The sequence below is a fragment of the Lichenicola cladoniae genome, assembly GCF_013201075.1.
Taxonomy (GTDB): domain Bacteria; phylum Pseudomonadota; class Alphaproteobacteria; order Acetobacterales; family Acetobacteraceae; genus Lichenicola; species Lichenicola cladoniae.
Window position 1 is genome coordinate 173393 of record NZ_CP053709.1, and the last position, 11797, is coordinate 185189.

9 protein-coding genes and 1 pseudogene are annotated in these 11797 nt (G+C 66.2%); 2 read left to right on the forward strand and 8 right to left on the reverse strand.

Annotated features, from left to right (window positions below; genetic code table 11):
* Position 1 precedes the first annotated feature (1 nt).
* The 4 genes and pseudogenes from HN018_RS22695 to HN018_RS22710 all read right to left on the reverse strand — a co-directional run.
* Positions 2-715 carry a DNA/RNA non-specific endonuclease gene (locus HN018_RS22695; protein ID WP_239479407.1) on the reverse strand — a complete coding sequence of 238 codons (714 nt, stop codon included), beginning with the start codon at positions 713-715 and terminating at the stop codon, positions 2-4.
* 236 nt (positions 716-951) lie between these two features.
* On the reverse strand, positions 952-4224 hold the full coding sequence (locus HN018_RS22700; RefSeq protein ID WP_171837674.1) for an error-prone DNA polymerase: 3273 nt from the start codon (positions 4222-4224) through the stop codon (positions 952-954).
* Between the two features lie 10 nt (positions 4225-4234).
* Positions 4235-4474, reverse strand: coding sequence for a hypothetical protein (locus HN018_RS22705; RefSeq protein WP_171837673.1), 240 nt, complete (start codon positions 4472-4474; stop codon positions 4235-4237).
* A gap of 16 nt (positions 4475-4490) precedes the next feature.
* Positions 4491-4670 (reverse strand): annotated as a pseudogene (locus HN018_RS22710) (DNA polymerase Y family protein); the annotation flags it as partial.
* Between the two features lie 150 nt (positions 4671-4820).
* Here HN018_RS22710 and istA point away from each other — a divergent pair.
* Positions 4821-6083: an IS21 family transposase gene (istA, locus tag HN018_RS22715; protein WP_172443561.1), complete on the forward strand. Its 1263-nt coding sequence runs from the start codon at positions 4821-4823 to the stop codon at positions 6081-6083.
* A 62-nt stretch (positions 6084-6145) separates the two neighbouring features.
* Positions 6146-6940: an IS21-like element helper ATPase IstB gene (gene istB, locus HN018_RS22720; protein ID WP_172443545.1), complete on the forward strand. Its 795-nt coding sequence runs from the start codon at positions 6146-6148 to the stop codon at positions 6938-6940.
* A 52-nt stretch (positions 6941-6992) separates the two neighbouring features.
* On the opposite strand, the gene HN018_RS22725 is transcribed toward istB, so the two are convergent.
* The 4 genes from HN018_RS22725 to HN018_RS28800 all read right to left on the reverse strand — a co-directional run bounded on the left by HN018_RS22725 (position 6993) and on the right by HN018_RS28800 (position 11689).
* Entirely contained in the window at positions 6993-8348 is a 1356-nt protein-coding gene (locus tag HN018_RS22725; RefSeq protein ID WP_171836871.1) for a Y-family DNA polymerase, read from the reverse strand.
* Positions 8266-9027, reverse strand: a complete 762-nt coding sequence (locus HN018_RS22730; protein ID WP_171836872.1) for an ImuA family protein — start codon at positions 9025-9027, stop codon at positions 8266-8268. Before HN018_RS22730 ends, HN018_RS22725 begins: the two co-directional genes overlap by 83 nt.
* A gap of 202 nt (positions 9028-9229) precedes the next feature.
* Positions 9230-10453, reverse strand: a complete 1224-nt coding sequence (locus HN018_RS22735) for a tyrosine-type recombinase/integrase (protein ID WP_171836873.1) — start codon at positions 10451-10453, stop codon at positions 9230-9232.
* 3 nt (positions 10454-10456) lie between these two features.
* Complete coding sequence (locus tag HN018_RS28800) at positions 10457-11689, reverse strand: BRO family protein (protein WP_239479408.1); 1233 nt, start codon at positions 11687-11689, stop codon at positions 10457-10459.
* Positions 11690-11797 lie beyond the last annotated feature (108 nt).

Genomic DNA, 11797 nt, shown 5'->3' on the forward strand with positions numbered 1-11797 from the left:
TTCAAGCGGTGAGCAGATGCTGCAGCCAGTTGATCAGCGGTTGCAGCGGGCTAGCCTCAGGCGGCGGCTGGCGACGACCACGATGAGCATACTGGCTCGCCGCCGGCTGGGGTAGCGCCAAGGCGGTCTGCTTTAACTGGTCGGGCAGGGCAGGGAAGGGATCGACGCCAACGACGCGGATCAGCGTCGCGACTGACACGATGTCGCAGGTCGGAGCGTCGGTGTTCTTGCACACATAGACCGCGACGCCACGAGCACGAGGATCGTAAACGGCCTTCCACGTTGAGGTCGGTACCAGCACGCCATCGGGACCAATCGATCTCAGCTCAGTGCCATGGAATGCCGGCCCCGTAACGAGATAGAGTTCGCCGTCTTTGTTCGCCAGGTTGCGAATAGCCTCTTCCAGCCCGGCCCAGATGCCGCGGTTCAGTTCAGCGGTTTGCGGGACCATGTTGGCCAGGGAGAAGCTCTGCTGCTGCGCCGTCTCGCCTGGCATATCACCGGACGGTGCCATATGGCCGCGGTCAAAGCCGCTTCGGCGGTAGTCGGCCAGCTGCGCCTGGTCAGCCGGAGGCAGGCGATCGTCGGCATGGAAGCGACCTTCTCGATGCGTCTGGGCGGCCTCAGCCAGCCACGTCGCCGTTGGATGCTCTGCCGACCACAGAGGGCCATGCGTGACGCCTGAGGCCAGAGACGCATAGGCGTCGTTGCACAACAGCGTCGTCCGTACAGACAGCTTTAGGTTAGTCAGGGCAGGGGGTTGGCCACCTGGGAAGAACTGCGGGCAAGACGCGTCGGCGTAGGCCAGACTCGAAGAGAGGGCTGTAACGAGACAGAACAGCGAGATCCGGACAAGATGCATAAACTGATCTGATGCGACCGCTTCACTTCCGTCAAACGGTCATCCTTTTTGCAACAGCTCAATCCTGACCTTCATCCCGCAAGTTCGGATCAGCGAAAATCTCGGGTCGGCACCTTGATGCCTGACCTGATGTGCAAGTCCGGAATGTCAATGTGGCGGATTGGGCGCCCACCTGGACCAGCCCCTGGCCCGTCACGAGGATCCCGAGTTGCTGGATGCGTCACCACGTCGCCCTGCCCGTGTCTGATTGGAAATGCACCGTCCTGATCACCGACCGACCACAGTAGGTCGGACAGATCGTCCAGCCGGTCCGTCACGACGTGGATGACTTCGCCTTCCCGCTGCACTTTGCCGTGGCACGCGATCATCCCGGCCGACAGCACCAGCCGGCGCTGCGCCTCGAACCGGTCCGGCCACAGGATCAGGTTGGCGACACCGGTTTCGTCCTCGATGGTGATGAACATCACACCCTTCGCCGAGCCCGGCTTCTGCCGCACCAGCACGATGCCCGGCACGATGATGCGAAGGCCGTCCCGGGTGTTGCGGAGGTCGGCACAGCTGATCATCCGCCTGGCTTGCAGCTGTGGCCGGATGAATGAGACCGGGTGCCGGCGCAGGCTCAGCCCGATGCTGCGGTAATCCTCCACCACCTCGCGCCCGTCCTTCATCGGCGTGAGCGCTACCAGCGGTTCCACCAGTTCCGGCCGTGGTCGCCGCCCCATATCTGCTGCGGCAAACAGCGGCAGCGCCGTGTCGGCCAGCCCCTTCACCTGCCAGAGTGCCTGACGCCGATCGAGCCCAAGGCCCTGGAACGCATCCGCCTCCGCCAGCCGCTCCAGCGCCGCCGCCGGGATGTCCGCGCGACGCCAGATCTCTTCGACGCTGCGATACGGCGCCTCCCCGCGATGTGCGACCAGCTGCGCTCCGTCCTGGTTTGCCAGCCCCTTGGCCAGACGCAGCCCAAGCCGCACCGCCAGCCCCGGCCCGTTGTCCCGCCGCGGCTCCAGCGTGCAGTCCCAGCGTGATGCGTTGACGCAGACCGGCCTGACCTCGACCCCGTGCTGGCGCGCATCCCGCACCACCTGCGCCGGCGCATAGAAGCCCATCGGCTGGGAGTTCAGCAGGGCGACGCAGAACACGTCCGGGTGGTGGCACTTCATCCAGCTGCTGGCGTAGGCGATCAGCGCGAAGCTGGCGGCATGGCTCTCCGGAAACCCATACGAGCCGAACCCTTCCAACTGGCTGAAGGTGCGCTCGGCATAGCTGCGCTCGTAGCCCTTACCGACCATGCCTTCGATCAGCTTGTCTTTGAAGTGGCTGACCCCGCCGGTGAACTTGAAGGTCGCCATCGAGCGCCGCAGCTGATCCGCCTCGCCCGGGGTGAAGCCCGCGCACTGGATGGCGACCTGCATCGCCTGCTCCTGGAACAGCGGGATACCCAGCGTCTTGCCGAGCACCCGGCGCAGTTCTTCCTTGGGATACTCGACCGGTTCCTTGCCTTCCCGGCGACGCAGATACGGATGCACCATGTCGCCCTGGATCGGCCCGGGCCGGACGATCGCCACCTGCACCACCAGATCATAGAAGGTCACCGGCTTCAGCCGCGGCAGCATGCTCATCTGCGCCCGGCTCTCGATCTGGAAGGTGCCGAGCGTGTCCGCTTTGCGGATCATCGCGTAGGTGGCCGGATCCTCCGCTGGGATGGTGGCGACATCCATCGTCACGCCGTGATGCTCCTGCAGCAGCTCGAACGAGCGGCGCATGCAGCCGAGCATGCCGAGGCCGAGCACATCGACCTTCATGAACTTGAGCGCGTCGATATCGTCCTTGTCCCACTCGATGACCTGCCGGTCGGCCATCGAGGCCGGTTCGATCGGTACCAAATCATCGAGCCGGTCCTGGGTCAGCACGAAACCGCCCGGATGGGTGCCGAGCTGGCGCGGGAAGCCGATCAGCTCACGGGCCAGCTGCAACGTCAGGCGCAGCCGGCGATCGGTCAGGTTGAGGTTGAGCTCGGCCGCATGCGCCTCGCTGATGCCGTCGTTGGACCAAGCTGAGACCTGTCCGGCCAGCGCAGCGGTCACATCCGCCGGCAACCCCATCGCCTTGCCGACGTCGCGGATGGCCCCGCGGGAATGGAACCGCATCACCGTGCAGCACAGGGCCGCCCGGTCGCGGCCGTAACGCTGATACACCCACTGGATCACCTCCTCGCGCCGTTCTGACTCGAAGTCGACGTCGATGTCAGGCGGCTCGCGGCGCTCCGCCGAGATGAAGCGCTCGAACAGCAGCCCACTCCGCACCGGGTCGATCGAGGTGATGCCGAGTACGTAGCAGACCGCGGAGTTGGCCGCCGATCCACGACCCTGGCACAGGATCTCCTTGGAACGCGCAAAGCGGACGATGCTGTTCACGGTGAGGAAGTACGACGCGTAGTCGAGTGCTGCGATCAGATCGAGCTCGTGCTGCAGCTGCTTGGCCACGTCCGCCGGCAGCCCGTCCGGGTAGCGCAACGGGATGCTGTCGCCGACCTGCTGTTCGAGCGCCTGCTGCGGCGTCTGCCCGGCGATGTCAGCTTCGTCCGGATACTGGTAGCGCAACTCCGACAGGCTGAAGCGGCAGCGATCGGCGATCTCGAGCGTGCGCATCAGCGCTTCGGGATAGGCACCGAACAGCCGGTGCATCTCGGCCGGTGCCTTGAGATGCCGATCGGCGAAGCGCTCGCGCCGGAAGCCGGCATCGTCGATCGTGCAGCTCTCACGGATGCAGGTCACCACGTCCTGCAGGATGCGACGGTCCGGGGCGTGGAACAGCACGTCCCCGGTGACCACCGTCGGCACCCGCGCCGCCTGCGCCAGGTCGCTCAGCTGGCGCAGGCGCACCGCATCACCCGGGCGACGGCGCAGGCTGAGTTGCAGATAGCAGCGACCGGCAAAGCCCTGCCGCAGACTGGCAAGTTCTAGCTCGAGCCGTGCATCCACCGCATCCGGTAGCAGGATCAGCAGCAGACCTTCGCCATGCGCCAGCAGGTCGGCCCAGCCGATATCGCAGCCGCCCTTGCCGGTGCGTCCCTTGCCGAGCGTCAGCAGCCGGCACAGCCGGGCGTAGGCGGCACGATCGGTTGGGTAGGCCAGCACGGGCAAACCGTCGCGCAGATCCAGCCGGCAGCCGACGATCAGCCGGATGCCGACCTCCTCGGCGCGGGCATGCGCGCGGGCGATGCCGGCCAGGGTGTTGTGGTCGGTGACGGCGATCGCCGGCAGCTCAAGGTCCTTGGCGGCGAGGAACAGCTCCTCGACATGGCTGGCGCCGCGCAGGAACGAGTAGTTGCTGGTGACCTGCAGCTCGACATAGTCGGACATGATCGCCAGCTCAGTCGCTGTTCGGATGCCGGTGGCCACTGGTTGAGGGCACCGCCGAGCTCGGCCGCTTCATCAGCACGTAGCCGCTCTTCTCCAGATGCTGCACCAGCCGCTCGGCGGTGACCCGGGCCATGACATCGTCAGCGGTGTGCACACGCTTCTTGCCGGCGAAGCGCAGCGCGAACGACAGCGTCTCCTCGAGCTCGCTGGTGCTGGCGGGACGCAAGGTGCGTTTGTCGTCGTCGGTCATGGCGGAACAGTCACTGTTAGAAAAACCCGTGCAGGAACCAGGCAAGTGCGCCGGTGCTGCTGTCGACACCATCACCCTGGCGGAACAGCCAGAACCGGCGTCCATCCTGGTTCTCGACGGTCCAATAATCGCGCACGGCGACGAGCTCGGTCGAGCGGCGCCACCACTCACCGGTGATGCGCTCCGGCCCGTCGGCGTGCAGTGTCAGTGGCGCCTGCATTCTCCTCAGATTGGGCGTTTGAATATTCCCCACTTTAGTGTGGCGGCTGGTTCCTGAGACTGGCTGCTGTGGGGCAGCGCCCGGCGGTAGGCCACCATTCCCTCGATGGTTCGAGGGAGAACGATGGTGGTCAGGCTTGGGGAGCTCGTCATGATCCTGGATCTGCATCGGCAAGGGTTGAGCGTGTCGGCCATCGCGCGTCGCGTCGGCACCGATCGAAAGACCGTGCGCAAATATATCGAGCGGGGTCTCGAGCCGCCGATCTACCAGGCGCGACAGCCACGACCCGCCAAGGTGGCTCCGTTCCATCCCTACCTGCGTGAGCGTGTCGCGGCCTATCCTGACCTGACCGGCAGCCGCCTCCATCGTGAGATCCGCGATCTTGGCTATGCCGGGGGCTACACGGCGGTAAAGGATTTCCTGCGCGGCGTCCGGCCGACCACACCAGCTGGTTTCGAGGTGCGCTTCGAGACGCCACCAGGTCGCCAGGCGCAGGTCGACTTCGCCCATTTTCGCACCGTGTTCACCGACGAGCCAAGTGTCGAGCGGGTCGTGTGGCTCTTCTCGCTCGTGCTGGGCCACAGCCGGATGCTGTGGGGACGGTTCGTGCCGCATCAGGATCTGCAGACCTTGCTGCGTTGCCATGCCGCGGCTTTCGAGGCGTTGCACGGTGCGCCGACCGAAATCCTCTACGACCGCATGCGCACAGTGTTCAGTCGTGAGGATCCCGAGGCTGGCCACATCGTCTACAACCGGACTGTCGTCGAGTTCGCCCGGCACTACGGCTACCTGCCCAAAGCCTGCCAGGCCTATCGGGCCAAAACCAAGGGTAAGGTGGAGCGGCCGTTCCGCTACATCCGCGAGGATTTCTTCCTCAGTCGCAGCTTTCGCAACCTTGGCGACCTCAACGACCAGTTCCGCCAGTGGCTTGATCGGGTTGCCAACGCCCGCATCCACGCCACCACGCAGCGCGTGGTCAGCGAGCATTTCGCCGAGGAGCGCCCACGCCTGCAGCCGCTTCCGGCCGGACCGTTCCAGGCCGTGCTGCGCCTGGAGCGGCGCATCACCCGCGACGGCATGGTCTCCGTCGACGGCAATCTCTACAGCGTGCCCGATACCACCCATCGCCGGCCGGTCGAGGTGCACAGCACCGCCAGCGAAGTGCGCATTCTCGAGGAGGGGCACGTCGTCGCTACCCATCCCGTGCTGGAGGGACGCGGCCAGCGCCGTATCATCGCCGGGCACCGGAGCGCACCACCTCCGCCCAACAGTCAGACACCTCGCAATGGTCCACTACCCGGCCGATCCGGTGACGTCGTCGCACTCCGACCCCTGGCGTTCTATGATGCCGTCGGCAAGCGGCTCGCCGCGGACGGAGCGGCCGCGTGAGACCGGCAGCTCAGCTCGAGGCGCCCATCGAGCGGATCCGGCATAATCTTGTCGGCCTGCGCATGCCGCGCGCCCTGGAGACACTCGATGACGTCATCCAGCAGCTCGAGCGCGGACAGATCAGTGCCATCGAGGCAATCGACATGCTGCTCGCCGAGGAGATCACCTTGCGCGAAAGCCGCCGGATCAAGGCGGCCCTGCAGATGGCCAGGCTGGCCACCATCAAGACCCTGACCGGCTTTGACTTCTCGTTTCAGCCCTCACTGGACCGTAACCGCATCATGGCCCTGGCCGGGCTCGATTTCATCAACCGCCACGAGGTGGTTCATTTCATCGGACAGTCCGGAACCGGCAAAAGTCATCTCGCCGCAGCTCTTGGTGTGGAGGCGATCCGTGCCGGTCGCAGTGTTTACTTCTCGCCCCTCGCTGACATCATCGAGAGCCTGACAAAAGCTGATCGGGAGGGACGTCTGCGCGAGCGCATTCGCTATCTTTGCCGGTCGCAGCTGCTCATTATCGATGAAATCGGGTACCTCACCGTCGGCGCCGCCGCCGGAAACTTATTCTTCCAACTGGTCAACGCCCGATATGAACGTGGCGCCATGATCCTAACCAGCAACCGCGGATTCTCCGAATGGGCTGAAGTCTTCGGCGATCCCGTCGTCGCCACAGCCCTTCTGGATCGCCTCCTGCACCACGCCGTCGTCGTGCATATCGAGGGCGCAAGCTATCGCCTACGTCAGCATGCTGACCTCTTTCCGGAAGCCCTGCGCCCGAAGCCAAATGCAGTGCCGGCTGCCAACACGCCTCGTCGACGCGGACGACCTCCCAAAAACCATGACGCCAATACCCAATAAACAGATGCCGTAACGAAGTAGGGAATTTTACTCCGCCACTTCTGCGGAGGGTTCAACCGCCGTTGACATGCAGGACGCGGTGACGCACCTTGCGCCAGGTGAAGGCCTTGGGCGGATGGTCCGGCAGCATCGCCAGCGTCTCGATCGGCTCCGGCTGGCCGAGCAGCCGGATCGGTCGCGGCCAGGGCGAAATCCGCCCGGCGGGGACGAGCGGCGTGTAGACCGACACCGCCTGCTGCGAGCGCTCCGGCACGTCGCTCTCCACCGACTGCATGCGATAGACCTTGCCCGGTCCGAGCCGGTTCACCAGCCGGTCGATCAGCTCGGACAGGTCCGCTTCCGGTGCGCCGTCCGGGGCCAGCCCGCCCGGGCGCTGGGCGTAGGACAGCGGCTCAACCAGCGGCAGCACCAGCCGCATCGCTTCGACACCCGGGCCGGGATCGACCTCCTCGATGCGCTCATCCAGCAGCCGGGCCAGATGGCGGATGTCGCGCGCCGGGCGGGCGGTGCCGATCCGAACCACCTGCAGCGATGCATCGGTGCGCTCGAATATCAGGTCCAGCTGCCGGGCACCCTGCCCACGCTGCTCCAACAGCGTGCAGGCTTCGGTGACCAGCACCAAGATCACCGTAACGAAGGCCTCCGGGGTCGAGAGCGGCTCGACGAAGGTGCGGCGGATCGAGATCGTGTCCGGCGGCAGCACAGGCTGGATCGGCTCGCGCACCCGGCCAGATGCCTGATCGAGCCGGGTCAGCAGCCCGTTGCCGAACCGACGCGCCAGCGGTGCGCGCGGTGTTGTTGCCAGCTGGCCGACACGCTCTAGCCCCAGCCGACGCAGCCCGCCTGCCGTGTCGGTGTCGATCCGCAGGGCCTCGATCGGCAGGTCGGCCAGGGCCTCCGCATGCAGCCCCATCCCGATGATGGTGGTGGGATCCGAACCAAAGCGGGCAATCGCATGCGCAGCTCCCGGCGTGTCGGCGATGGCCAACCGCGCCGTCAGTCCATGCCGCGCTAAGTGTTCGGACAACTGCGCCAGCATCGCATGTTCGCCGTCCTGCAGATGCGTGCATCCGGTGGCGTCGATCCAGACTCCATCAGGTTCGTCGGCGGCGGTCATCGGCGACAGCCGCAGGCACCAGGCCGCCAATCGTCGCAGGGCCTCGGCGTCCTCGTCCGGGGTGGCATCGACCACTGTAAGGCCGGGCACCATCGCCCGCGCATGCGCCAGTGGCATGCCGGCGTGCAGCAAGAGTCCACGGGCAGCGGAGCAGGCGGCAGCGATCACCATCCGGCGTCCGTCATGGCTACGGGTGACCAGCGGCACATCAGCCGGCACGTCGGCGCAGCGGTGCCGCCGCAGCCGGTCGGTTGGCCATGTGGGGAGCCAGAGCGAGATGACCCTGCGCATTGCAGCCTTCAACAATCCAGGATGCGGGTTCGGCGCCGCGACAGCGCAGCAGCTCGAGATGCCAGAGCGGCCGGCCGACACCGGCGCCCTCCGGTGCATGCGCCAGCGGCGGCGGCGACGGCACGCCGGTGATGCGCCAGCGCGTCGAGGCGGCTGAGGGGGCGATGAGTGCTGGGTCGTTGAAGCGACGACTGCGGCGCAGCACCAGCCCGAGCACGTCGGAGGCTTCGGCCGCCAACTGCAGGCGCCGTGAGGCGACCAGGTCCAGCTTGCCCTCGAGTTCACACACTACTCCCGCAAGATCGGGATGACGCAGCCCTTCCTCCATCGCCTGCAAGGCATTCTGCCGCGCCTGCACCAGCACGAGCCGGGCCGGATCGAGACCGGCCTGGGCTAGGCCGGCGGAAAACAGGTCGTGTTTGCCAAGGATCCACAGCACCGGGCCGGGCCGACGGGCCAGCAGGCCGGCGGCGAACAAGGCAGGAGCGGCACCCTGCTCGACTTCCGGGCCACCGCCAGCGAGTTCGTGGACCGCGCCGAGGGTCAGGCCACCGCCAGGCAGATGCCGGTCGATCGGCGCGACCCCGAGCGGCAGCACGGCCTCGTCACGCTGCCGGCCTGCCCCGCGCTCGAGGGAAGCGATCTGCGACCGGAGGTCGGCAACAGCAATTTTCTGCATGGTCTACCTCCTCCTGGTCAGCCGCCAGCGAGGAGAACGTATAGGGAACATTGGGGCGACAGGAAGACCCTTTCGACGTTGACCCTGCACTTATTCCGCGAAGTCTAGATGGATGAAGCGGTTAGGTTGTGTTGCGGAACCGGTCTGAGAGAAGGGTCGGTTAAGTTCTGGACGGCAGCATCATCTTCTTCGCGTTCAGTTCTCACGCCTTTGTTTCCAATGCCTTAGCAGGCTCATGCGAAACTATGCGAAAGTCAGGTTGCGAAAACGCCGCCGTCATCCGTTCCAGCGCCTCGTGGCGACGGTGCCCGCCAGCGATCGGATGGGCGTACACCTGCAGCGTCATGTCGAATTTTGCGTGGCCGAGCAGCGACGCGACATCGGTCACCGGCAGTCCGCCATCGATCATCATGCTCGCGGCGAAATGGCGCAGCGCATGGAAGTGCAGCCAAGGTTCGCCGGCCTTGGGCGCAAGCCCAGCGCGGACCAGTAGCGGCTTCCAGTGGGTGCCGTGAAACCCGTTCGCCGCGATCTGTTTGCCGCTTGGGGTGCGAAACACCAGGCCGCGATCGTTGGCGACATAGTGCCGCTGCCAATCGACGAAGAGGTTGGCGACCGCCTGCGGCAGCGGCACGTCGCGCAGCCCGGCTCGAGTCTTCGGGTCCTTGAGCTCGTCCCAGGCGGTCAGGTTATGCCGGACGTGCAGGACCCGAGCCGCGACGTCGACGTCCTCCCAGCGCAGCCCCATGATCTCGCCGTAGCGCAAGCCGCAGAACGCGGCGAGCTGGATCACGACCCGCAGCATCGCGATGTTCCGCTTGTGCGCGTTGGTGAAGCCCAGCGCCGCGGTCTCGATCAGCGTCCGCACGTCCTCAATGGCGAACTGGCGGACGGGGTCGACCCGCACGCCACGCCAATCCTTCATCGCCTCCTGCACCGCGTTTCCGGACACGTACTGACGGCGGATCGCGAAATCGAACAGGACCTTGAAGAAGTGCATCACGCGCTTCACCGTCGAAGGCGCCAGCTTCTTCTCCGCACCGAGCGCCCGGGCCCAACGATCGACCTCTGTCCATTTCAAGTGGGAAATGGCCCGTGTTCCGAACGAAGGCAGGATATGGTTCCGGACCATGGACGTGGTCCCGCGCAGGTGGCTTTCCCCCATCCGGCGGCGGTCCCGGCGTCTCGCTTCTGCCGCCCCTAAGAACTCCTCGGCGACCTGCAGGACCGTGATCGTGCCGCGCGCCGTGATGCGCCGCCCTTCGCGGATCCCGGTTTGGATGTGAAACGCAAAGTCGTCCGCCTCACGCTTGCGATCGAACGATTTCGACCTCTGCGCCCCTGTTTCGTCGAAGTAGCGGACCTCGAAGGCGGCTTTCTTGGTCCCCGCCTTGTTCGTCCAGGTCCGTTTGTGTGTGCTGGCCATCCGCTACGCCGCCCGCGCCTTGCGCTGGACCAGCGCAGCCAGCGCCGTCAGGCCCTTCGCAGTCACCAGCACCTGGCGCCGCACCGTCTCGCGCTCCTCCTTGGTGGTGATCGTCACCCGATGGTCGAGGTGCCCGCTGGTCACCTTGTCCTGGTAGCCGAGCCAGGTCTGGCCGTGCGCCCGCTTGAACAGCCATCCATGCCTTTGCATCAGTGCAAAGATCGCCTCCTGGCCCATCCCCAGGATCTTCCCGGCGTCGGTAACGCTCATCGCGCCAGCTGCGCCCGCGATCCGTTCCAGTGCCTCGACCTTCGGCGCCATCTCCGCAATCTGTGCGTCCGATCGATTGATCGTCTCCTGCGCGACCAGCACCGCCCGGGCCAGGATTTGTTCCCGCGTCTCCTCCGGTCGCGCGACCATGTAGCCGCCGGTGCGCCGGATCGCCGGAATGACCTCGCTGGTGATCCAGCGCTTGAACACCTTCGCCTCCGGCTTCCGGCTGGTCAGCACCAGCGAGTACAGGCCAGACTCGTTGATGATGGTCATTTCCTGGTCGCCGCCGGGGGTGTCGCTACTGACGACACCCTTCTCATCGTCATCCAACCTGGTTGCCGCGTGCCGGCTGTTGGCGATCTCCAGCACCCGGCAGACATCGGCGAGGACGAACCACGGGGCGCCGCCGCGCGTGACCGCCCGGACCGGCCTGTCGCCGAACGAGAACGGCATCAGACCGCCGGCGGCTGGCTCGGCCTGACCCGTCGAAACGACGGCCAAGCTCATTCCGAGCGGCAATGGCGCCGGGGGATCCTCGGGGGCCTGCGCGAGGATGCGCAGGTGCTCCCCTTGCTGAGGGGTATCAAGACTGGTGATACCCTCCGGCGTGGCGGTGGCCGTGGTGATGATCGTCAGGCCGGCTGGCTCACCGAGGCTGACGATCTGCCGCGCCGCCGGCTGCACCTGGTCGAGCAACCAACGCCGGTTGCGATGCCCTGTCAGGCTCTCGGCGCGGAGCGCAAGGGCGATCATCCCCTGCTCCGTCACAGCTGGCACCGGTCCGACCTCACCGGTGCCGCGAATCATGGTCCGCGCCTCGGGGGCGAGATGAACCGCGGCGCTGGCCGCCGGGCCCAGGTCGAGGGCATCGCACAGGTCGGGAAGCAGGTACCACGGCTGGCCGCCGATGACGGTGACGCGGACGGTCGTTCCTTCGGACGTGAAGGCGGATAGGTCGGTCATATCGATCTCCGCAGAAGGCGGGCATTGATGGGGTGCGTAGGTGGTGGCGGCCTGGACGCGCCCGGCTCGAGTACGGCGGTCAGGCTTCGGGCCGGGCGGGAGCGGAGC